A 21,563-nucleotide genomic window follows, 5' to 3' on the forward strand; every position below is an offset into this window, starting at 1 on the left:
CTAAAGTGTGCGGCGCGCGCGCAGGCGGGTCAATTCGCGTCGGCATGCATGCGCCACTGCAGACGTGCGCCATTGGCCTGCAGCCAGTCCGTCAATGCAGCGGAGACGATGCGATCGCCGGCAGCGAGCACCTGATCGTCGGCCCACAGAATCGGCAGGCGATCGCGGTGCCATGGCGGCAGATCCACCGTTTGCAGCACATGCTTGAGCCGATGCGAGTGCGTGCGCCGCGGCAGCGCGATGCGCTCCCCACCGTGTCGGGCACGTACCAGCAGCGGGTGCGCGAAGCGCAGCCCCGCGGGTCCGTGCAGTTGCAGTTGCGCGCCATCGGGCAACTGCAGTGGCTGCGCGCCATCCCACTGCGCGGACCACTGCGCCGGCCATGCCGGTGTTGGACGAAGCAGGTACAGGCAATGCCGCCAGCGCCGCACTTCGACCTGCTGCCAGGCAAAGCAGGCGTGGCGATCCGGCGCGTGGATGTCGATTTCCCGTTCCAGCGCCACCACGCCCTGCGCGGGCAGCGGCGGTGCACCGGCCGCTGCGGCCCATGCACGCAGCAACCGCGGCCGGCGTGCGGCGGGTTGTGCGCGTAATAGATGCAGATCCAGTGCGCCACTGTCGGTGACCAGGCCCGGAAGCACGGCCACATCGTCGTGCAGCAGCAGATCGCTGGCGTCGGCGCTCAGCTGCGCGCTGCGTGCCAAGGCATCGGTGGCTTGCGGCCAGCGTTGCTGCAGCAACGGCAGCACTTGCGTGCGCAGGAAGTTGCGGTCGTAGCGGGCATCGGCGTTGCTGGGATCGTCGATCCAGTGCAAGGCGTGCAGGCGTGCGTAAGCGTGCAGGTCGGCGCGTGCATGGGTCAGCAATGGGCGCCATAACGTGCCGGCGGCAAACGGGCGCTGCGCACGCATTGCCGCCAAGCCGTCCGGGCCCGATGCACGCAGTGCGCGCAGCAGAAACGTTTCGGCCTGATCGTCGCGATGGTGGGCCAGCGCCAGCCATTCGCCGGGCGCGAGCCTGTCGGCAAAGGCGGCGTGGCGCGCCTGGCGTGCGGCTGCTTCCAGCCCCAGACCGCTATCGCGCGCGACCTGCACCTGCACGATGTGCAGCGGCACCTGTAGCGCTGTACAGGTGCGCTGGCAATGCGCGGCCCAGGCGTCGGCGTCGGCATGCAGGCCGTGATGTACGTGCAGCGCACGCAGACCGCGATCGCGGTACGCCGGCATGGTCGCCAGTGCGTGCAGCAACACCCCCGAATCCATGCCGCCGCTGTAGGCGATCAGCACCGGGCCGGGCGGGGTGGCGGGCAGCAGGGGTGGTGTGTCGGTCACCGGGTGCTCAATCGAGGCGGCTCGTCGCTGGAGGGGCGAATCACGGATGTGCGCGAAGAGGAGCGGTGCGTGGATCGCATCGCGCGGCTTGGGAACATCGACGCTGCATCGTTATCCTCTTGCTCGTCATAGCAGCACGTGGCGCACCGGGCACCACACGCCGATGCAGCGGAACGATCACATCGCCGCGCATCATGCGAGACGCGGTCCGCCCATGCGGCAGACGTGTCCGGCACGGTGGCGCTGATCGCCTACCCACCAGCCGCCGCTGCGCAGCCATCTGCGCATCAACGCTTCGCTGCCGCCTCGAACGTGGCTGGCGTGGGCAGCTGCACCGGCACGCCGGCGCTGTCGCAGGTGCCGGCCTTGCATAGGCGCTCGCGCAGACGCGGGGTGGCCTGGACGATGACGTGGTAGATCACGTTCTCTTCCAGCGTGCCGCGGAATGCCGCGCTGCCCGGGCCGGTGGCCCAGATGCCGACGTCTTCGCCGCCATGGCTTTCGGACTTGGTCGGTACCAGCGATTCCTGCATGTAGCTGGGCGCTTCGGTATCGACATGGGTGAGGTCGGGGCGGCCGTGGGCCGGCTCGCTGCTGCTGGGCTCGTGCGGGTACTTCTTCGGGCCGGCCGGCTGGGCGTTGGTCGCGCCGGTGTGGCCGGGGCCGTTGGCGTAGCTGAGGGTGGTGTAGGGCTGGCCGGCCAGGTCGGTGGCCAGCTGGCTGCGGTCGCCCTCTTCGCCGCCGGTGCCGCGGACCTTGCCCAGAATCGGGTTGCCGCGCACCGGGTAGCCGACGAAGTTGAGCGTGTGCGAGTGGTCGGCGGTGACGATGATCAGGGTGTCGGCCGGTGCGGTCTGCACGGCGGCGCGTACCGCATCGGACAGCGAAACCGTCTCGTCGAGCGCGCGGTAGGCGTTGCCGGCGTGGTTGGCGTGATCGATGCGGCCGCCTTCGACCATCAGCACGAAACCATTCGGGTCGCGCGACAGCGACTGGATCGCGGTGCGGGTCATCTCGGTCAGGCTGGGCTCGCCCTGCGGGCCGCGGTTGCGGTCGTGGTCGAACTGCATATGGTCCGGCTCGAACAGGCCCAGCAGCGCGGGTGCGCCGGCAGCGGCCTGCAGCTGCTGCTCGTTCCATACATACGCACCTTGTGGATGCGCCTGCTTCCATTCGGCGACCAGGTCGCGGCCGTCCAGGCGCAGGCCCACCTTGTCGTCGTACTCCGGGTCGCGCTCCTGCACGGTCTGAAACTGGCTGCGGCCGCCGCCGAGCACCACCTGCGGGCCGCGCCCGTAGCGGGCGGTGGACAACAGCTGCTGGGCGATGTCCTGGCAGCCTGCCGCGCGCGCGGAGTCGGGCAGGTCGGTATCGTTTTCCCAGTTGCGGTCCGGCGAATGCGCGTAGGTCGCTGCCGGGGTGGCATGGGTGAGACGGGTGGTGGTGACCACACCGGTAGCCATGCCGGCGCTGTCGGCCAACTGCAACCAGCTCAACAGCCCCTTGTTCAAACTGTCGGCGCAGTCGCTGCGGTTACCGCTGCTGACGCCGATCGCGCCCATGTGCGACTTCACGCCGGTGGTGATCGCGGTCATGGTGCCGGCCGAATCCGGCGTCTGCGAATCGGTGTTGTAGGTCTTGCTGAAGGCGGTCGCCGGAAACTGCTCCCACGACAGCAGGTTCTCTTCGCCCGGCCCGCCCTTGCGCTGGCCGTCCAGGATGCGCGCGGCCGCCACCGTGGTCAGGCTCATGCCGTCGCCCAGGAACAGGATCACGTTGCGTGCCTTGCCGGCCATGGCGCCGTTGCCGGCCGCACGTGCGGCGCCGGAGCGGTACCACCACTGCGGGGTCTCGCCGGCCGGGTGTGTCACCGGCGGCACGTCCACGCGGATGGCGGCGGGTGCGGACGCGGTGGTTCCGGCAGTGGAGGCGCAGGCGGCCACGCACAGGGTGGTCAGGGCGGCGAGGGCAGGTAGGCGGTAACGCATCGGGTTCGAACTCGTGGCTGAATCAGCGCCCATTATGCCGGCCTGTGTCCGTCGCACAGATGACACGCTGCTGTTCCAGGCGTGGCCTCGCGGGCAAGCCAGGCCTGCGCTAAGGTGCATGCACTCTCCCCCCGGATGATTCGACGACATGAGACTGGTTGCGGCCTGGTTGCGCATTCCGTTCTGGCAGCGCGTGGTGGCCGGCTTCGTTCTCGGCGCGATTGCCGGTGCGGCGATGGGCCCGGCGGCCGAGGTGTGGTTTGGCCCGCTCGGCGATCTGTACGTCACCCTGATCAAGATGATTGCGATCCCGCTGGTGTTTTTTGCGGTGATCAATGCGATCTCGTCGTTGCACGGGCAAAAGTCGGTGGCTGCGCTCGGCGGGCGCACCTTCCTGTGGTTCGTGATCACCGCCGCGCTGGCGGTGGGCGTCGGCCTTGCGGTGGGCACGCTCATGCAGCCGGGCGCCGGGCATTTCAGCCTGAGTGTGGACTCGGCGTGGAAGCCGCGCGATGTGCCCAGCCCGATCCAGGTATTGCTGGACGTGGTGCCGTCCAACCCGTTCTACGCCCTGACCGGCATCGGCACCAAGACCAACGCGGCCGGCGAAACCGTGCTGGCGGCCGGGCGCGGGTCGATCCTGCCGGTGATCTTCTTCGCCGCATTGCTCGGCTTTGCGATGGTCAAGCTTGGCGAGCGGGTGGCCGAGGCGCGCAAGCTCACCGGGCAACTGAGCGACATCATGATCCAGGTGACGCGCTTTGTGCTGGAGATGACTCCGCTCGGCACCTTCGGCCTGATTGCCGGGCTGGTCGGCAGCTATGGCTTCGCAAAGTTGCTGCCGTTCGGTAGTTTCGTGCTCGCGCTGTATGTGGCCTGCGCCATTCATATCCTGGTGGTCTATAGCAGCCTGTTGCTGGCGCACGGGCTCAACCCGTGGAAGTTCTTCCGTGGCGCGGCGCCTGGCATGCAGGTGGCCTTCGTCAGTTCGTCGAGCTTTGCCGCGATGCCGGTGGCGATGCGTTCGATCACCCACAACCTGGGCGTCAGCAAGGACTACGCCGCGTTTGCGGTGCCGCTGGGCGCCAGCATCAAGATGGATGGCTGCGGCGCGATCTATCCCGCGCTGTGTGCGGTGTTTATCGCGCAATACACCGGCGTGCCGTTGACGGCCAATCAATACTTCGTGGTGCTGATCGCCTCGGTGCTGGGCAGCTTCGGCACTGCGGGTGTGCCGGGCACTGCAGTCATCATGGCCACCGTGGTGCTCAGCGCGGCAAACTTGCCGCTGGAAGTGATCGGGTATCTGTATGCCATCGACCGCATCCTCGACATGATGCGCACGATGACCAACGTCACCGGCCAGATGCTGGTGCCGGTGCTGGTGGCCAAGGAAACCGGTTTGCTGGACAAGGCGGTCTATGAGTCCGCATCCACCAACGTGGGGCTGGAAGATCCGCCTGCCGACACCGCCAAGCCGCTGCGCTGAGCGGCACGCATGACGGTTGGATTGCCTGTGTTGCGTGAGCGCCTGGCGCAACTGCCCGCGCTGGACAGCGTGGACGGCGTGTTCGTTCAACGCACGCTTGCCGATGATCCGTTCGAGCATCGCTATCTGGAGGTGCGGCGCAAGGAAGGCCGGCTATATACCGATGCGCAGGTCCGCAGCCTGCCGCGCCCCAGCGGCAAGCTCGGTACCAGCCTGGAATGGCAGGTGCGCGCGCTGTCGAGCAGATTGCTGGTGCAGCACCTGCAAGCACGCGCAGGCGAGGGCGCCATTCTCGAGCTGGGGTGCGGCAATGGCTGGTTATCCCAGCTGTTGGCGCAATCGCTGCAGCGCTACGTGTGCGGTATCGACGTCAATCGCACCGAGCTTACGCAGGCCGCACGCGTGTTCGGCCACGACCAACGGCTGAGTTTTGTCGCTGCCGATATCCAGACCCTGGCGCTGCCGCACGATGTCTTCGATGTCATCGTAGTGCCGGCATGCATCCAGTATTTTGCCGATCCTGCGGCCTTGGTGCGGCACCTGCTTGCGCAACTGCGCGACGGCGGCGAGTTGCACATCCTCGACAGCCCCGTGTATCCAGATCGGCAGCGTGCCGACCAAAGCGCTGCACGCAGCCTGCGTTACTTCACCGGCCTTGGCGTGCCTGCATTGGCCGAGCAATACCACCAGCACACCTATGCCGCCTTCGACGCGTTCGCAGTGCAATGGCTGTTCGATCCGCGCCATCTGCGTGCGCGTGTGCGCCGCCTGCTCAAACTGCGGCAACCGCATTTTCCGTGGTTGTGTCTTCGCAAGCAGGACAACCAGGGGCGGTAACTCGCTGGCGTCATCGCCCTCGTAGGGCCTCCATCAACGTCGTCGCTTGCGGCGCCTTGTGCTGCGCGACCGCGCCGACCACGATAAAAAACGTCAGTACGCCGATCAGCGGCCACAGCGTGTGGCGAACGCATAACCACCACCAGCCTTGCGCCTGCACACCGCGCATGCGTCGATACAGCCCACCTGCGAGCGCCGCGTCCACCAGAAGCTCGGCCATCAACACCGGCGCCGACCACACCACCCAGGCGGCAGCAACGATTGCGACTGCGGCGGCGGCCAGCACTGCCACGATCGCCAAGATCGGCAGTCCGGCTTCGCCATCGACGAAGTCCGGCAGTGCGGTGTCGCCCGAGACATCCGAGCTGGATCCGGATGGCGCGCTCCATGTGCCGGACCTACCCGCGCCGCTGGAGTTGCCGCCGTGGCCGGCCCATCCCGAAGCGTCCTGCGTCTGGCTGCTGGCGAGGTCGACGCAGTCGCCCGCCAGTTCATCGTCTAGGTCGTTGCGCCAGCGTAGCCATGCCCACATCAGCAGCAGAAACAGGCCATAGGCGACCAGCGTCGCCATCGGGTAGCGCACCACCATCGCATCGACGCCGGCATTGCGCAGCAGGAACGAGGCCAGCAGCCCGCCTGTTGCCGTGGTCAACACGATGGCGCTCATCTGCAAGCGCGGCCAACCGTCGCGTTCCAGATGCCGCCTTGCATGCTCGATGGTGAATCGTCTTCGGTCCGACATGACGCGCCGCCTCCTGCTGCGGGCAGCCTTGCCCGGATGCCGAGAGTAAGTGACTTTCGATCAGGCTTGCACGCGCTTTGCTGTAGCTGTGCGATTTGCCCAGCGACCGGTGGCCGATGAGGATCTGGCCGGTCCGGAGCGCGCAAGCGAACACGCGCCAAGTCCCGAGGGACGCGCCTACGGTGTGTGTGAGTCTCGTCATCACGTGCGGCGGGTGTGAGAGACCTGCAAGGCAGGCGCAGGGCCGCGCTTTCCGGCAGCGCATCCGCGTACGCGGGGCGAATCCCTTCAGCGCGCGCATGGCACACTTTCAGCCCATCCCCTGGTGAGAGCGTGCAGTGATTGGCCAACAGCGTGATCTGACATTTCGTTTTCTGGCCGAGCCCAGCGACGTCAACTTCGGTGGCAAGGTGCATGGCGGCGTGGTGATGAAGTGGATCGACCAGGTCGGTTTTGCTGCGGCCAGTGGCTGGAGCGGGCATTACTGCGTGACGGTGGCGGTGGGCGGCATCCGCTTTGTTGCGCCGGTCCGCATCGGCGATCTGGTCGCGGTGTCGGCCAAGCTGGTCTACACCGGGCGCAGCAGCATGCATTTCGCCATCGATGTGCGTGCGCGCAGCCCGATGGGCGGCGACTCGCGCCTGTGCACCCATTGCATCATCGTGTTCGTGGCGATGGATCCGGACGGCGTCACGCCGGTGGAAGTGCCTTCCTGGCGGCCGGACACGCCCGAGGATCAGCGCCTGGCCGAATACGCGCTCAAGGTGATGGAGCTGAGCAAGGGTATCGAGGACACCATGGCGCACTACCGGGCCGATACGTCCGGCTGAGCGCGGCTAACAAAATGTAGCGAGCCGTCGTCAGTGATGTGGGCGGCGCGCTCAGGAGCGGAGGGGACGCGTGGCAGATGCCCAACGGGTACCGGCAGCGCTGTCCTGGCGGCTCTGCACAGTCTTTTGCAGGCTGCTGTAGGCGTTGTAGCGCCGTCCTGACCCTATCGATGCCGTGACGTACTGGTGTGGGCGCCTGGGCCAGCTGCGAGAACGTTGAACGTGGCGGCTGCCACAGGGCCGTCACATGACCGTTTCGATGACGAAGTCCACAAGAAAAACACAAAAAGAAAGCCGCGGGTTCGCCGCGGCTTTCTTTTAATCGTTCGAAGCACTCAGACTTACAGCACCCGGCGCGCCTGGATGAACTTCTCGCTCCAGTAGCCACTGGCCAACGAATCCACGCGCACGTCCTTGCCGCGGCTGGGCGCGTGCAGGAACTTGCCGTCGCCGACAACCAGGCCCACATGATCGATGCGGCCGCGCTTGCCGAAGAACACCAGGTCGCCTGCCTTCAGTGCGTTCGGATCCTTGATCAATTCGGCCGATTCGTCGCGGGCGATGTCGCGCGAGACGCGCGGCAGGTCGATGCCGAGTGCGGTCTTGAACACGTAGCCGACCAGGCCGCTGCAATCAAAGCCCTCGGTGGACTCGCCGCCCCAGACGTATGGGGTGCCCAGCAGGGCCATGGCACGCTGCAGGATCACCTGCACGCGGCTGTCGGCAACGGCGTTCTGCGCAGCATTGGCCGCGCTCTGCGAGACATCGTAATTGGCGAGCAGGCGGCTGAGGTCCCCGGCGAACATCGCCGAGCGGTCCATCAGCGGAATGGCGTCATTGGCAGCCAGATGAGGAAGCAGGGCGGCCAGCGTAGCGGTGGCAGCGGCGTCGGCACGGCTGCGGGTTGCGGCTTTCTCGGCGGCGACGGCGCTGTCTGGCGTGGTCGTCTGTGCAGCGGATGGGGGGGCATTGGCGGTCTGCGCCAGAGCGGGCAGTGCGGCAATCCAGAGAGCGGTAGCGCATAGCAGGCGGAGCGGTTTCCGGAGCGGAAGCGGTGCGGCGCCAGTTTTGATCTGTTCGTCGTTCGTCACGCGGGAATCACAATTCTGCTGTCGATGCGGGATGATGCCTTGGTGAACGAATCGTTACGTTCAAAAAAAGTTAACTTTCCGTTTTATTACTTGTGATGCACGTCACACTTCAATGTAAAACCCGTTTTGAACCTGAATAATGGTCACGCCAGTACGCTCCGTCGAGGAAATCCAAGCGGACCGTACCGCCGGTGGTCGGTGCATGCACGAAGCGGCCTTCACCGACATAAATGCCGACGTGGCTCACGCTTCCGCCGGAGCCGAAGAACACCAGATCCCCGGTGGCCAGCTTCTCGGGCGGGATCCGTGGGCCCTGGATCGCGGCCAGGTCGCGCGAGGTGCGCGGCAACGACAGCGCCAGCACGTCCTTGTAGACATAGGTGACCAGGCCGCTGCAGTCGAAACCGGTCTCCGGCGTATTGCCGCCGAACCGGTACGGTGTGCCGACCAGCCCAAGGGCGCGCATCAGGATGTTGTTGGCGGCGGCTGGATCAGCCGGCGGCACCTGCGGCCACACCCGTGCTGACGGTGGCGGTGCGGCGGCCGGACGTTTGACCGGGGCCTGCGCGCAACCGCCCAGCAGGAGCAGGCCCAGCAACAGACAGGCCGCGGCGCGATGCGCGTGGGCGGCGAAAACTGGCGTGATATGCATGGAGCCGGGATAATGGGCGGTTCGAAAGGTCGCCATGATGGCGGCGCACCCGGCGGCCGACAAGCCGTCTTCCACCGTCTGCCACCGGGCAGCCCATTCAGAGCCAGGCATGAAGATCGAAAAAGACAGCGTCGTCCGCTTCCACTACACCGTTTCGGAGATTGGCCAGGAGCCGATCGAGAGCTCCAAGGAGCGTGACCCGTTGGCGATCATGATCGGCCACGGCAACATCATTCCGGGCCTGGAAGCGGCCATGATGGACAAGGAAGCCGGCGAGAGCTTCGGCGTGGACGTCAAGGCCACCGAGGCCTACGGCGAATACCGCGAAGGCCTGAGTCAGCGCGTGCCCAAGAAGCACTTCGGCGCGACCAAGCTGATTCCGGGCACCCAGGTGGTGCTGCAGACCAACTTCGGCCCGCGCGCGGTCACCGTGCAGAAGGTCGGCATGAGCGTGGTCGACGTCGACCTCAATCACCCGATGGCCGGCAAGGACCTGCATTTCGATGTGGAAATCATCGAAGTGCGCGAAGCCACGCAGGAAGAGCGCGATCACGGGCACGTGCACGGCGACGGCGGTCATCACCACTAAGCGCGACAGTCAACACCGCTGCGCGGCGGCTGGCCGGGTACGCCCAGCCGTGGCAGGCAGCGCACACCGCGCGTGCATGCTGACGTCTGCATGCCACCCACAGCGGGTTGGTGACGACGCGCAAGGTGGTATTGGCCGCAGCCAGTGATGGCTGTCTTCCTGACGGCCCGCCCCCTCGGCGGGCCGTCTGCTTTTTGCGGTGCGCCACGCCGCATCCGGTTGCCTGAGCTGCGATGACCCAACGCGATCTGCTGTTCCCCATTGCCGCGAGCGAGCGCATCGTCCTATTGGACGTCCTGCGCGGCTTTGCGTTGCTCGGCATCTTGCTGATGAACATCGAAGCCTTCGTCGGCCCGCTGGATCTGGCGCTGAGCGGCGTGGAGCCGCATTGGCACGGCGCCGATCGCGTTGCCGATGCGTTGGTCTACATCTTTGTGCAGGGCAAGTTCTACACGCTGTTTTCGATGTTGTTCGGCATGGGGTTTGCGGTGATGGCGCAGCGCGCCGAACGCGCGGGGCGCGGGTTTTTCGGCATGTATGTGCGGCGCACGGCCGGCTTGCTGGTCATCGGTCTGGCGCACGCGGTGCTGCTGTGGTCGGGCGACATTCTGGTGACCTATGCATTGCTGGCGGTGTTGCTGCTGGGCGCTCGCAATGCGCCGACGGTGACGTTGCCGTGGCTTGCCGCGCTGGTGTACCTGTGCGCGCCAGCCCTAGTGCTGCTCTACGGCGCTGCCGGTGCGCTGATGCAGGCCGACCCGGCTTCGGCGGGCGAATGGAAAACGGCCATGGCCGATGTTGCGCAGCAGGCTGTGGCTAATGTGCAGGCGCAGCGCGCTGCGCTTGGGCACGGCAGTTATCTGCAGGCCACTGCGCAGCGCTGGCACGATCTGCGCGACGCGATGAGCGGGCTGAGCATCAACGGCCCGGCCATGCTCGGCATGTTCTTGCTGGGCGGCTGGTTCGTGCGCAGTGGCGCGATTGCCGCGCCCGAACGTTTCCCGCGGTTGTTCCGGGTGCTGCGCTACGGCGCCTTGCCGCTTGGATTGGGCGTGATGTTGATGAGCTACGCACTGGAACCATGGATGGACCCGGCGCGGTTGAGCATGCGCCTGTCCGGCGCGTTCGCGCTGGCGTTGGTGGCCGGTCCGCTGATGAGCCTGGGCTACGCCGCATGGGTGGTGCGCTTTGCTGCGCGCCTGGCCTGGCTTGCGCCGGCTGGACGTATGGCATTGAGCAACTACCTGCTGCAGTCGTTGCTGTGTACGTGGATTTTCTATGGGTACGGGCTGGGATATTTCGAGCAGCTGCCGCGCGTGTGGCAGCTGCCGTTCGCGCTAGGGTTGTTCGCCTTGCAAGTGGTGATGAGCCAGTTTTGGCTGCGCTGGTTCCGCTTCGGGCCGATTGAATGGCTGTGGCGTAGCGTGACCTATCTGCGGGTGCCGCCGATGTGGCGCGGCCACGCGCGGGCGCAATAGCGCGCAAGGTGGCGTGCGTCGGTGTGCTGGTGGTCGGTGTCGGGGCGTTCTATGGACTGTCGCGCATGATTGCGTTGTTCAACAAGAGTGTCTTCGAAAAATACAGCCAACTTATCGATACGTATGCGTGCGACGGATTCACAATCGCACCTGAGGACGTCGTGCAGGGCGAGCTGAAAGCGCATTTTTTCCTGGATTTTGGCAAGGTGAAAAAACGCGATGCGATTGTCGAGATCGGTATACAGGGCGAAAGCAAATTTGCCGACGACTTCGATGATGACGTGTTCAAAACCTTTAAGAATGTCAATGCACTGACGACACAGCGAGTGTCGTCTGGACCTGTCCTGCCAACGCTCTTTCCTCAGCTGGGAGCATGGGAAAACCTTGCGTGGAACAGCAATACGCTTTGCTCGCTCAACGGTAGTTGGGCCAGGCTGCCGCGTCTTTCCATCCACGGATTCAGTGGCTCGTTTGGCGTGTTCGATGAGCGGCCTATCCGAACGCTGTTCCTGATCTCGTCAGCGATCAAGAATATCGATGAGTTTGCGCGTTGCAAATCACTCTAAGTTTTGCAGTTCGTCTCCTGTCGTATTGCGGGCGACGTCTCGTCACTTTCACAACTGGCAAAGCTACGTTCGGTTCGCTTTGAAGGTAAAAACAAGCTGGAAGGTTGGGACGGGCTCAGGAGCGAAACACTACGGAATGTCTGGGTGACGCATCTGCCGTGCGAATTTCTTAAAAAAAACTTCCCGAACATCGAGAACTATGTCGTCAACACCTACCGGAGCAAGGATCCATTCCGGAAGGTTGGCGGCGATCCAGACCAGATCGAAGAGGAGTTCGCCAGCATATTCACCGGCTGATCTGCTGCGTCGAGGTAAGCTGGCGATGTACAAGCACTGAAAGCGAACAACCAATGACTGACCCGATGACGCGCCGCCTACCGGTGCGCGAGCTGCACCCTTGCTACGCGGAGCGTCTTGCATGAGTGCGCGCTACGACTACGACGTGGTAATTCTTGGCGGCGGTTCCGGCGGCCTGGCGGCCGGATTTCGCGCGGCAAAGTACGGCGCACGTGTGGCGATCATGGAGCCTAATGCGTTGGGCGGTACCTGCGTCAATCTTGGTTGCGTGCCGAAAAAGGCGATGTGGTTGGCGGCCGATCTGGCCGGCAAGATCGAGCTCGCCAGTGCGCTCGGTTTCAATGTGCGGCGGCCGACCTTGGAATGGCAGGAATTGGTCACCCATCGGCAGGGCTACATCGCCAACATCCACGCCAGTTATCGGCGTCGACTCGATGAAGATGGCGTGGTGCTGATTCCACAACGCGGCTTGTTGCAGGACCGTCATACGATCATGGGGGGCGATGGGATCGCGGTAACAGCCGAGCACATCGTGATCGCAACCGGTGCGCACCCGTTGCGCCCGAACGTGGAAGGCGTCGAACACGGTGAAGTCTCCGACGATTTCTTCAATCTCTGTCATGCACCTGCGCACGTGGCGATCATCGGCGGCGGTTATATCGCGGTGGAAATTGCCGGTTTGCTGCAGGCGCTGGGTAGTCGCGTGCATCTGTATGTCCAGGGCGACCGCTTGCTGGAACGCTTCGATGCAGAACTGACGCTACAGTTGGCCGACAACCTGCGCCATTTGGGTGTGCGCCTGCACTTCGGTTTCGCCACCACCGGCCTTGAACGCGATGCGCAGGGCGGGCTGCGCGTGCATGGCCGTCCGGCGCACCCGCGCGAGCAGGGCAACGACGTGTTCGACAAGGTGTTCTTCGCCGTCGGCCGGCGCGCCAACACGGCAGGTCTGGGTCTGGACGCCGTGGGTGTGGTGTTGGGCGAGAAGGGCGAGGTGGTGGTGGATGATGGTCAGACAACCACCGTGCCCAACATCCATGCGATCGGCGATGTCGGCGGCAAGGTCGGGCTGACGCCGGTGGCGATTGCAGCCGGACGTAAATTGATGGACCGGCTGTTCGGCAATCAACCGGATGCGCGCATGGACTACGAAGGCGTGCCGAGCGTGGTGTTCTCGCATCCACCGCTTGGTCATGTCGGACTTACCGAAGAACAGGCGCGCGAGCGTTACGACGGCGCGGTACGCGTGTATCGCAGCAACTTCCGCCCGATGCTGCATGCCCTGGCCGACTCGCCACAACGCAGTCTGTTCAAGCTTGTCTGCGTGGGCGACGAAGAACGCGTGGTGGGCGTGCACCTGCTGGGCGAAAGCGCCGACGAAATGCTGCAGGGCTTTGCCGTGGCAGTGAAGATGGGCGCCACCAAGCGCGACTTCGACGAGACGGTGGCGATCCATCCCACGTCGTCGGAAGAGATCGTGTTGATGAATTGATGCATTGGCATGTGTTGCGGAATGAACGACAGCGTCTGCAGTTGCGTGAGGGAAGAGATGGAGGCGGCGCAAAGGAGCGTAGTCAGAACGCGACTGGTAAGCAGAAGACGAAGCGTGAAGCGCAACTAGTCCCCCTCCGGCGGGAAGTGCGATTGGGGGCCCGGTTGGTCAGTAGGTGTGCTTAGGCAAAGCTGACGCTGCGTTTGGCGATACCGATCGTGTGCTATGGATTGTGATGCCGCAGCTTTCAATGTTGTGCACTGCTTAATGCTTTGTTTGCTCGGCTCTGCGTGGCTTCGCCCGTACCCTCACCCCAACCCCTCTCCCAGCGGGAGAGGGGCTTTTGAGTTCTTACGTCGTGAAAGCATCGGGCAACGCGCTCGGTCGCAGAAGCCCCGTAGCCCTGCTGTCATTTAGGACGGCTCAAAGAACGTCGCGAGCCGTCGTCAGGTGGGTGCGGACGGCGCGCTTAGAACCGGAGTGTACGGAGTGGCACATGCCGCATCGAGCACCGGCCGCGCCCGCCTGGTGGTGAGCACAGTCGTTTTGTTGGCTGTCCTTAGTCGCGTCAGCTGGCATTCTTGCCGGATGTCCAAACCTCGCCAGCCCGCGTTGCGTCCATTTGCATCCGCCAAGTCCGCAGCGCCTGCTTCTCCAAAGCCAGTAGCGCTCTCAAGCGAGCAGGCACGTCTGCGCATTCTTGATGTCGTCCGTGCGATTCCTGCCGGTCAGGTGGCCGGCTACGGTGAGGTCGCTGCGCGTGCCGGGTTGCCTGGGCGTGCGCGCATGGTGGCGCGTGTGCTCAGTGGTAATGACGACCCGGATCTGCCCTGGCATCGCGTGCTTCGTAGCGATGGCCGGATTGCCTTGCCGCCGGGATCGCCCGGCTACGACGCGCAGTGCCAGCGGCTGCGTGCCGAGGGGGTGCAGGTGGTGCAGGGGCGGGTACGCCGCGCCACGGCCGCGCAGCGGCTGGATGCGGCCGTGTGGGGTCCTTCATAACGCTGCCGTTATCATCGACAGCATTCAGAAGGAATGCCGCCATGCCTCAATTGCCGCCCGTCACCAAAGCACTGTTGATCGCCAATATCGGTTTGTTCCTGCTGCAGTGGGCCCTGGGCGATCTCGGAGCCGGGGTGTTGCCATCCGACTCCACCTTGTCGTGGCTCATGCTGTGGCCGATTTCGAACGGGTTCGATGCGTTCTCGCCCGGCGCCAGCTTCATGCCGTGGCAGTTGCTGACTTACGCGTTTTTGCATGGCGGCTTCAACCATCTGTTCTTCAACATGCTGGCGCTTTTCATGTTCGGCGCGCCGCTGGAACAGACCTGGGGGCAGAAGCGTTTTCTGACCTACTACCTGGTGTGCGTGGCCGGTGCTGGTCTCTGTCAGCTGCTGATGGCCTGGTTTACCCAGAGTGGTGCGCCGGTGGTGGGCGCTTCCGGCGGTGTGTTCGGGTTGCTGCTGGCTTACGGGATGCTGTTCCCGAATCAGCGCGTGATGTTGCTGTTCCCACCCATCCCGATGAAGGCACGTACGTTTGTGATCGTGTTCGGTGCGATCGAATTGTTTCTGGGCGCCACCGGCTGGCAGCCAGGCGTGGCGCACTTCGCGCACCTGGGCGGCATGCTGTTCGGCTGGTTGATGATCCGCTACTGGCGCGGCCAGTCGCCGTTTGGCGGCAGCGGTGGCCGCAAGGGTGGCGGTGGAAAGGGACGCAAGCCGCCGCTGCGCGTGGTGCGTTAAGTCAAGCGACGGTTTGCCGGGTCGGCATGATCCGTAGCTGCGGGCCTGGCTGCGATTGAAGTTGACGGTCATGCTTTGTCGCCGCCGGGTCCGCTCCTACGGGAGCAGGGTGGCGGACGGCTTATCGCGTCGGAAGCAGATAAGGCAATCGTGCATCTAGCGATCGGCAGATCAGGCAACGAGCTGGCTGGAATGCAGGTCCGGGGAGAGGCTTGGCTAGGCAGAAAATGGATCTAGCGAAAAGCGAATCGAGCTCAAAGCGGATCGGGCGAAGGGCAGATCAAGCAACGACGGCTTGAGCAAAACGCAAATCAATCCAAATGGATCAAACGAGAAAAACAGAGCAAGCGGAAAAACAGAGCAAGCACTTTCCGGAACGAATGCCCAAAACAAACAAAGAGCGCGGAAATCCGCGCTCTTTGTTTGTTGCCGATCTTTCTTGCCGATCGTGCGGGGACTCAGCGCCAGATCTTGATCTGGTCTGCGTCCATGCGCTGCATCGGCTGGCCGGCCTTGCAGCTGAAGGCTGCACCGAATTCCGGCAGGTTGGACAGCGGGCCGTTGGTGCGCCACTGGCCCGGTGCGCGGATGTCGGCGCTTGCGCGCTGCACCGCTTCGTTCGGCGACAACTGCTGCGCCCACAGGCCGGCCCAGGCAGTGAAGAACGCCTGCTTGTCGGCTTCGGTGGCTGCCGGTTGCGCCTTGCTGAAAGCCTGCCAGGCCAGTTCGACGCCAGCCAGGTCGGCCAGGTTCTCTTCGGCGGTCTGCGCGCCGTTGACCTTGACGTTGGGCACGCCCGGGTACGGGTAGGCGGCGAACTGGTTGGCCACCTTGCCGGTCAGCTGGGTCCAGCCGCTCTTTTCGGCAGGTGTCCACCAGCTGCGCAGCTCGCCCTTGGCGTCGACCAGCGAGCCCTTGGCATCGATCGCGCGGGTGAGTTCGTGCGCGACCAGCGCACCGTAGGCGCCGTATTGGGACGCCGGTGTGCCGCTGGTGGTCAGCACCGGTGCCTGCAACACGGCAGCGGTGACGATCAGGCGGTTCTGCGCGATGTCGTAGGCCACTGCCGGCTGCTGCGGCAGCACGTCCCAGCGACGGTCCGCGTTGCCCTTGCCGATGCGCTTCATTTCCTCGCGGTGACGCCAGGTCGAGGCGATCAGCATGTTGCCGCCGAAGCTGCCGCGGCCCATCGGTTGCACGGTGTAATCCAGATCGCGTCGCGGTGCGCCGACTTCGATCTTCATCGCGGCCAGCTTGGCCTTGGCTTCGGCGACGGCTTCGCCATTGCCCCAGCCGGTACGCTCCAGCGCGGCCAGCTGTGCATCGCGCACCTGGTCGGCAATGGCTTCGGCCTGGCGGCGGGTGTCGCTGCTCAGGTAGCGCGCGACGTATTCGCGACCCAGCATCGGGCCGGCGGCCACGTTGATGGCGTCCAGCACCTGCTGCCAGCGCTGCGGCGGCAATGCATCGCCACGCAGTAGACGGCCGCGGAACTGGTACTCGGCATCGTGGAAGCTCTTGGACAGGTACGGCGCCATCGCATCGCCCACGCGCCAGCGCAGGTAGGCCTTCCACTGCTCCGGCTTGATGCTGACGATCATGCTGTCGAGCTGCTTGAACATCGCCGGGTCGGCCATCGACACCAGGTCGTCCTTGACGCCCTGCGCTTCCAGGAAGTCGGCCAGGCGCAGGTTCTTGTATTGCTTGGTCAGTTCCTTGGTGGCGATCGGTGCGTAGTTGTTGAACGGGTTGTTGATGCCCTGTACCGACTGCGCGCTACGCGCCAGCGCGGTTTCGATCTGCAGCACGGAGGCGGCATCGGCGTCGAGCTTGTCGGCCGGGGTGCCGGTCAGCGCCAGGATCTGCTTGACGTAGGCGCGGTAGCGGCCCATCAGCGCCTGGGTGTCGGCATCGGTGCGGGTGTAGAAGGCCGGATCCGGCAGGCCCATGCCGCCTTGCATGAAGTAGCCGATGTGGCGGTCCAGCGCCTTCAGGTCCACGTCCGGGCCGAAGTTGAAGCCGACCGGGATACCGACCTGATGCAGCGCGGCGATCGAAGCGGGCACATCCTTGGCCTTCTTGATCGCGTCGATGCGCGACAGCAAGGGAGCGATCGGGTTGGAGCCGTCCTTTTCCACCGCCGCCTCATGCAGGCCGCTGGCCCAGAAGTCGCCGAGCAGCTTCTGTACGTTACCTTGCGGGGCCTTCATCGAGGCATCCAGCAGCTCGCGCTGCTGCTGCAGGGCACGCTCGGACAGCTGGCCCAGCGCGGTGACAGCGCCGGTCTGCGGCACCGGGTTGGCCTTGAGCCAGCCGGCGTTGGCGTAGTCGTAGAAATCGGTGCAGGCCGCAGACACGGCCGGCGCCTTGGGGGCTGCCTTCTTCTTGCGAGCGGCGTCGGCGTCGGGGGCGGACAGCAGCGTGATCAGGCTGAAGCCAAGAGCGAGGGCAAGCGGGCGAATGGTGGGCATCGAGAAGAAGGGTGGCCAGAGTAAAGTCGGCGGAGTTTAGCAAGGCTGCGCCTCGCGCAGGCAGGCGCCCGCCGCCGTTGGTCATCGGTACCGGCCGTTTTCATGAATGCGACAGGCCCGCGGGTGCGGGCCTGTGCAGTGGTTTTCGTAGTGGAATCGCTTGCAGCCGGCCCCCGGCCCTGGGTTACCAGATCACGACTCGGTCGTTTTCGGTGGCGACCATGGAATCGCCCGCTTTGCAGGAAAACGCTGCAGCGAACTGAGGCATGTTCGAAGGAGCGGCGATCGCGCGCAGGTGGAAGGGCGCGTGGGGGTCGCTGGCGAGATAGACCAGCAATTTTTCCTCGCGGGTCTGCCCACGCCAGTCACGTGCAAAGGCCAGGAAGAAGCGTTGCTCTGGGCTGTATCCGTCGATGCTCGTCGCACGTTCGGGATGCCGATGCAATGCGGTCTGCAGTGCGTCGTATGCCACATTGAGGCCACCCAGGTCGGCGATGTTTTCACCTAGGCTGAGCTTTCCGTTGACATGCACATCGGGGTGGCTGGCGAGCGGTACGTAGCGGTCGAACTGTTTCACCAGCCGCTCTGTCCGCTGCTCGAACCGCTTGCGATCCTGCACGGTCCACCAGTTGAGGTTATTGCCTGCGCCATCGAACTGGCTGCCCTGATCGTCGAAGCCGTGCAGCGCTTCGTGTCCGATGATCGCGCCGATGCCGCCGTAATTCAGGGCATCGTCGGCTTTGGCATCGAAGAACGGCGGTTGCAGGATGGCAGCCGGGAAATTGATGGTATTGGTGCTGGCGCTGTAATACGCGTTGACGGTTTGCGGGAGCATGTGCCAGCGCTTGCGATCGGTGGGTTTGCCGATCTGGGCGATGTCGTAGCGATAGTTGAACTTGGCGGCGGCCTGCAGGTTGCGGTAATAGGCACCAGGCACGATCTCCAGGCCCGACCAGTCGCGCCAGACATCCGGGTAGCCGATCTTGGGCAGGAAGGCACTCCATTTGGCGAGCGCCTTGGTTTTAGTGTCGGCGCTCATCCAGTCGAGGTTCTCCAAACGTGTCTTGAGCGCGGCGTGGATGGTGTCCACCAATTCGGCGGCGCGCTGCTTGGCCTCTGGCGTAAAGACCTCGGCGACATAGAGTTGGCCCAGGCCTTCGCCCATCGCATCGTTCACTGCGGTGAGGGTGCGCTTCCAACGCGGCTCCTGTTGCGGCATCCCGGCCAGGGTCTTGCCGAAGAAGGCGAAGTGATTGTCGACGAAGGCCTTGCTGAGATCGTCGGACGCTGCGGAGATGGTGTGGAAGCGCAGGTATGCCTGCCATTGCGCGATCGGCGCGCTGGCCAGCTGCCGGTCGAACTCTGCGAAAAAGCGCGGATGCGACAGCGAAAAGCCAGAGCCCGCATCAACGCCCTGGGCAGCGAAGAAGTCTTTCCACGAAAAATGTGGGGTGATCCGATCGGCTTCGGCCACGCTGACGAAGTGGTAGCTGTTCTTGGGTTGGCGCGCGTCGGTTGGCGATAGCCAAGCAGCCGCCAGGCGTGTTTCCAGTGCCATCGCATCTTTCGCCTGTGCAGTAGCCGCGTCGGTACTGCTGCCGGTCAGCTCGAAGGATTTTGCGATATGGGCCAAGTAGGCCTCACGCATGGCTGCGTATTGAGGGGCGGTGTAATACTCCTTGCTCGGCAGGCCCAGACCACCCTCCTCGGCAAATGCAATCTGCCTGTCCGCCTTGCGAAAGTCCGCACCTGCGCCGAATTTGAACACCTGACCATCGCCTTCGGCATAGCGGCGGGTGATGTAGTCGGCAACGTCCTTGCCGGATTTCAGTGCGCTTATCGCATCCAGCTGCGGACGGATCGGTTGGTCTCCAGCCGCCTCGATAGCGGCCTCATCCATCCCAGCTGCATAGAGCAGGCCCAGCTTGCGCTTGACTGGGTCGATCTGTTTGTCCGGCTGCGTTGCAACCGCTTCGAGGATCTTCTTCTGAGTCGCCAAGCTCTTCTCGACAAGCAGGTTGAACACGCCCCAGCTGGTCTGGTCTGGAGGAATTGGATTGGCCGTTTTCCACTTTCCATTGACGAACGTATCCAGGTTCTTGCAGGCCGTGGTCGTGGTATCCAGTTCACTGACGTCGAATGTCCTTGTCATCGCAGTCGCAGCTGCCGACGCAGGTAGCGATGGAGTGGCCGGTGCGGGTGCGCTAGTTTCCTCGGACGCACGCTTGCAGCCGGGCAGCACCACCAGCAGCGCCAGGGCAAGGGTGGAGATCTTGAGCAAGGGCATGCCTGCGTCTCTGTAAATTGTGGACATCGAGCATAGGCGGGCGCGCGCATCCCAACGCCAGGTGTGAGCATTGTTAAGGCTTGGCTGGCAGCCGCGGTTCATCCAATGGCGGCAGCGTGTCTGGTGCGGAGATTGCAGGCCTGGAAACGCTGGCGGTACATGGTGGCGTAATGGCCAATACTCCTAAAAAAGCGGCAAACCGATGAGGAGCGACGGTCAGCTGGCCAATGGCGGCATCAAGAACAGGAGCGGCCAACTCAAGGCGACGGACTATCAAGGCAGACTGCTGTACAGACAGCTGCGCGCTGTCGTCCGTCATCGGGATTGGGCGGTTGAACCCACTGCACAGGCCCGCGTGAGCGGGCCTGTGCAGTGGGTTCAAGCATTGGAAGGGCGTACAGCGGCGCTTACCAGATCGTTACGCGGTCCGTGTCAGGCCGCACCATCGCATCGCCGGCCTTGCACGAAAATGCCTGTGCGAACTGCGGCATATTGGATGGCGAGGCGATGGCGCGCATGCGGCTGGGTGCATGCGGGTCGCTTTCCAGTCGCGCGAGCTGCTGTTTCTCACGGATGGTGCGGCGCCAGTTGCGTGCCGAGGCGATGAAGAAGCGCTGTTCAGCGCTGTAGCCGGCGATCGGCGCTGCATCGTCAGGATGCTCGCGCAAGGCGATCTTCAGCCCGTCGTAGGCAATGTTCAATCCGCCAAGATCGGCGATGTTTTCGCCCAGCGTGAGGCGACCATTGACGTGCAACTCCGGTCGGTTCGGCAAGGGTTGATAGGCATCGAACTGGTCGATCAGGCGTTTGCTGCGGGCTTCGAACTTTTGACGATCAACGCGAGTCCACCAGTCCACGTTATTGCCTGCGCCATCGAAGTGACTGCCCACGTCGTCGAATCCATGGGTGAGCTCATGTCCGATGATGGTGCCGATGCCGCCGTAATTCAGTGCCGCATCCGCAGCGGGATCGAACAGCGGGGGTTGCAGAAAGGCCGCCGGCAAGTTGATCGTATTGGTCGACCACTCGTAATACGCATCGGCGGTCTGCGGCGTCATGGACCAGCGTTTACGATCGGTGGGCTTGCCCAGCTGGTCCATGTCGTAACGATGGTTGAATCGCGCAGCCGCCCGCATGTTTTCAAAATACGCGCCCTGCTTGAGGTCCAGGCCCGACCAGTCGCGCCACGTGTCCGGGTAGCCGACGTTGGGTAACAGTGCGTCCAGCTTGTTCAAGGCCCGGGTTCGGGTGGTGGCTGTCATCCAGCTCGCCTTCTCGATCCGTGCACGGAATGCGGTGCGCAGCGTATCGACCATCGCTGTTGCCTGCCGCTTGCTGTCCGGTGTGAATGTCTTGGCGACGTACAGCTGCCCCAGACCTTCGCCCATCGCAGTGTTGACGTCGGTCAATACGCGTCGCCACCGTGCTTGCTGCTCGGGCTGGCCATACAGTGCAGTGGCATGGAAGGCGAAGCTATTGTCGACAAATGGCTTGCTCAACAATCCGGCAGCGCCATCGATGGCATGGAAACGGAGATAGGCCTTCCATTGCGCAACCGGTGCGCTGGCCAGCTGCCGATCGAATTCGCTAAGGAAGGTCTGAACAACGAGGCCTAAGAGGGCAGAATGTCCGCATCGTTCCGGAGAATCGCGTTTGGATCTTCGGAGTTTCGCCATTT

At 64.1% G+C, this 21,563-nt stretch carries 17 protein-coding genes, 1 other RNA gene and 1 pseudogene; 10 read left to right on the plus strand and 9 right to left on the minus strand.

The genetic code is table 11. The features are described from left to right. Positions 1-29: 29 nt before the first annotated feature. Together tilS and XdyCFBP7245_RS15805 are read right to left on the minus strand one after the other, a co-directional pair. Positions 30-1,331: a tRNA lysidine(34) synthetase TilS gene (gene tilS / locus XdyCFBP7245_RS15800; protein ID WP_104616502.1), complete on the minus strand. Its 1,302-nt coding sequence runs from the start codon at positions 1,329-1,331 to the stop codon at positions 30-32. Positions 1,332-1,618: 287 nt separating this feature from the next. Beyond that, entirely contained in the window at positions 1,619-3,319 is a 1,701-nt protein-coding gene (locus XdyCFBP7245_RS15805) for an alkaline phosphatase (RefSeq protein ID WP_170068673.1), read from the minus strand. A gap of 148 nt (positions 3,320-3,467) precedes the next feature. Here XdyCFBP7245_RS15805 and XdyCFBP7245_RS15810 point away from each other — a divergent pair, with 148 nt between their 5' ends. Next, a complete protein-coding gene (locus tag XdyCFBP7245_RS15810) occupies positions 3,468-4,808 on the plus strand; it encodes a dicarboxylate/amino acid:cation symporter (RefSeq protein ID WP_104616504.1) in 1,341 nt (446 codons plus the stop codon). Positions 4,809-4,817: 9 nt separating this feature from the next. After that, positions 4,818-5,645 (plus strand): class I SAM-dependent methyltransferase, encoded by an 828-nt coding sequence (locus XdyCFBP7245_RS15815; protein ID WP_104616505.1) that lies wholly within the window; start codon positions 4,818-4,820, stop codon positions 5,643-5,645. A 10-nt stretch (positions 5,646-5,655) separates the two neighbouring features. Here the strand turns inward: XdyCFBP7245_RS15815 and XdyCFBP7245_RS15820 are convergent, their stop codons facing one another. Continuing rightward, positions 5,656-6,387, minus strand: a complete 732-nt coding sequence (locus XdyCFBP7245_RS15820; protein ID WP_104616506.1) for a hypothetical protein — start codon at positions 6,385-6,387, stop codon at positions 5,656-5,658. A 338-nt stretch (positions 6,388-6,725) separates the two neighbouring features. Here XdyCFBP7245_RS15820 and XdyCFBP7245_RS15825 point away from each other — a divergent pair, with 338 nt between their 5' ends. Beyond that, positions 6,726-7,217 (plus strand): acyl-CoA thioesterase, encoded by a 492-nt coding sequence (locus XdyCFBP7245_RS15825; protein ID WP_055849978.1) that lies wholly within the window; start codon positions 6,726-6,728, stop codon positions 7,215-7,217. A gap of 341 nt (positions 7,218-7,558) precedes the next feature. Here the strand turns inward: XdyCFBP7245_RS15825 and XdyCFBP7245_RS15830 are convergent, their stop codons facing one another. Together XdyCFBP7245_RS15830 and XdyCFBP7245_RS15835 are read right to left on the minus strand one after the other, a co-directional pair. Next, positions 7,559-8,308, minus strand: coding sequence for a C40 family peptidase (locus XdyCFBP7245_RS15830; RefSeq protein ID WP_104616507.1), 750 nt, complete (start codon positions 8,306-8,308; stop codon positions 7,559-7,561). A gap of 109 nt (positions 8,309-8,417) precedes the next feature. Beyond that, positions 8,418-9,071, minus strand: a complete 654-nt coding sequence (locus tag XdyCFBP7245_RS15835; RefSeq protein WP_211287716.1) for a C40 family peptidase — start codon at positions 9,069-9,071, stop codon at positions 8,418-8,420. Here XdyCFBP7245_RS15835 and XdyCFBP7245_RS15840 point away from each other — a divergent pair. From XdyCFBP7245_RS15840 to gorA, 5 genes are all read left to right on the plus strand, one after another. Next, the gene (locus tag XdyCFBP7245_RS15840) at positions 9,070-9,549 is read left to right on the plus strand and encodes an FKBP-type peptidyl-prolyl cis-trans isomerase (RefSeq protein WP_104616508.1); all 480 of its coding nucleotides are present in this window, start codon (positions 9,070-9,072) and stop codon (positions 9,547-9,549) included. The two genes, XdyCFBP7245_RS15835 and XdyCFBP7245_RS15840, sit on opposite strands and share 2 nt — an antisense overlap. Before the next feature lie 233 nt (positions 9,550-9,782). After that, the gene (locus tag XdyCFBP7245_RS15845; protein ID WP_104616509.1) at positions 9,783-11,027 is read left to right on the plus strand and encodes a DUF418 domain-containing protein; all 1,245 of its coding nucleotides are present in this window, start codon (positions 9,783-9,785) and stop codon (positions 11,025-11,027) included. Beyond that, complete coding sequence (locus tag XdyCFBP7245_RS15850; protein ID WP_158255517.1) at positions 11,000-11,593, plus strand: hypothetical protein; 594 nt, start codon at positions 11,000-11,002, stop codon at positions 11,591-11,593. Before XdyCFBP7245_RS15845 ends, XdyCFBP7245_RS15850 begins: the two co-directional genes overlap by 28 nt. A 3-nt stretch (positions 11,594-11,596) precedes the next feature. After that, a complete protein-coding gene (locus XdyCFBP7245_RS15855; RefSeq protein WP_104616511.1) occupies positions 11,597-11,890 on the plus strand; it encodes a hypothetical protein in 294 nt (97 codons plus the stop codon). Between the two features lie 121 nt (positions 11,891-12,011). Then, positions 12,012-13,382 carry a glutathione-disulfide reductase gene (gene gorA / locus XdyCFBP7245_RS15860; RefSeq protein ID WP_104616512.1) on the plus strand — a complete coding sequence of 457 codons (1,371 nt, stop codon included), beginning with the start codon at positions 12,012-12,014 and terminating at the stop codon, positions 13,380-13,382. Positions 13,383-13,802: 420 nt separating this feature from the next. Here gorA and XdyCFBP7245_RS15865 read toward each other — a convergent pair. Then, a non-coding RNA gene (locus tag XdyCFBP7245_RS15865) (sX9 sRNA) lies at positions 13,803-13,880 on the minus strand. Positions 13,881-13,970: 90 nt separating this feature from the next. Between XdyCFBP7245_RS15865 and XdyCFBP7245_RS15870 the strand changes: the two genes are divergently transcribed. Both XdyCFBP7245_RS15870 and XdyCFBP7245_RS15875 read left to right on the plus strand, forming a co-directional pair. Beyond that, positions 13,971-14,384, plus strand: a complete 414-nt coding sequence (locus tag XdyCFBP7245_RS15870) for an MGMT family protein (RefSeq protein WP_104616513.1) — start codon at positions 13,971-13,973, stop codon at positions 14,382-14,384. 41 nt (positions 14,385-14,425) lie between these two features. Next, positions 14,426-15,127 (plus strand): rhomboid family intramembrane serine protease, encoded by a 702-nt coding sequence (locus XdyCFBP7245_RS15875; protein WP_104616514.1) that lies wholly within the window; start codon positions 14,426-14,428, stop codon positions 15,125-15,127. A gap of 458 nt (positions 15,128-15,585) precedes the next feature. Here the strand turns inward: XdyCFBP7245_RS15875 and XdyCFBP7245_RS15880 are convergent, their stop codons facing one another. The 3 genes and pseudogenes from XdyCFBP7245_RS15880 to XdyCFBP7245_RS15890 all read right to left on the minus strand — a co-directional run. Next, entirely contained in the window at positions 15,586-17,598 is a 2,013-nt protein-coding gene (locus XdyCFBP7245_RS15880; protein WP_104616515.1) for a M13 family metallopeptidase, read from the minus strand. A gap of 184 nt (positions 17,599-17,782) precedes the next feature. After that, positions 17,783-19,885 (minus strand): M13 family metallopeptidase, encoded by a 2,103-nt coding sequence (locus tag XdyCFBP7245_RS15885; RefSeq protein ID WP_104616516.1) that lies wholly within the window; start codon positions 19,883-19,885, stop codon positions 17,783-17,785. Positions 19,886-20,292: 407 nt separating this feature from the next. After that, positions 20,293-21,480 (minus strand): annotated as a pseudogene (locus XdyCFBP7245_RS15890) (M13-type metalloendopeptidase); the annotation flags it as partial. Positions 21,481-21,563 lie beyond the last annotated feature (83 nt).

Origin of the sequence: Xanthomonas dyei, from assembly GCF_002939865.1 — a bacterium.
GTDB lineage: Bacteria > Pseudomonadota > Gammaproteobacteria > Xanthomonadales > Xanthomonadaceae > Xanthomonas > Xanthomonas dyei.

Excerpts from the sequence above, each read along its gene's own strand:
- XdyCFBP7245_RS15805 (WP_170068673.1), bottom strand. The coding sequence starts at position 3,319 with ATGCGTTACCGCCTACCTGCCCTCGCCGCCCTGACCACCCTGTGCGTG.
- XdyCFBP7245_RS15810 (WP_104616504.1), top strand. The coding sequence starts at position 3,468 with ATGAGACTGGTTGCGGCCTGGTTGCGCATTCCGTTCTGGCAGCGCGTG.
- XdyCFBP7245_RS15815 (WP_104616505.1), top strand. The coding sequence starts at position 4,818 with ATGACGGTTGGATTGCCTGTGTTGCGTGAGCGCCTGGCGCAACTGCCC.
- XdyCFBP7245_RS15820 (WP_104616506.1), bottom strand. The coding sequence starts at position 6,387 with ATGTCGGACCGAAGACGATTCACCATCGAGCATGCAAGGCGGCATCTG.
- XdyCFBP7245_RS15840 (WP_104616508.1), top strand. The coding sequence starts at position 9,070 with ATGAAGATCGAAAAAGACAGCGTCGTCCGCTTCCACTACACCGTTTCG.
- XdyCFBP7245_RS15835 (WP_211287716.1), bottom strand. The coding sequence starts at position 9,071 with ATGCCTGGCTCTGAATGGGCTGCCCGGTGGCAGACGGTGGAAGACGGC.
- XdyCFBP7245_RS15845 (WP_104616509.1), top strand. The coding sequence starts at position 9,783 with ATGACCCAACGCGATCTGCTGTTCCCCATTGCCGCGAGCGAGCGCATC.
- gorA (WP_104616512.1), top strand. The coding sequence starts at position 12,012 with ATGAGTGCGCGCTACGACTACGACGTGGTAATTCTTGGCGGCGGTTCC.
- XdyCFBP7245_RS15870 (WP_104616513.1), top strand. The coding sequence starts at position 13,971 with ATGTCCAAACCTCGCCAGCCCGCGTTGCGTCCATTTGCATCCGCCAAG.
- XdyCFBP7245_RS15875 (WP_104616514.1), top strand. The coding sequence starts at position 14,426 with ATGCCTCAATTGCCGCCCGTCACCAAAGCACTGTTGATCGCCAATATC.
- XdyCFBP7245_RS15880 (WP_104616515.1), bottom strand. The coding sequence starts at position 17,598 with ATGCCCACCATTCGCCCGCTTGCCCTCGCTCTTGGCTTCAGCCTGATC.
- XdyCFBP7245_RS15885 (WP_104616516.1), bottom strand. The coding sequence starts at position 19,885 with ATGCCCTTGCTCAAGATCTCCACCCTTGCCCTGGCGCTGCTGGTGGTG.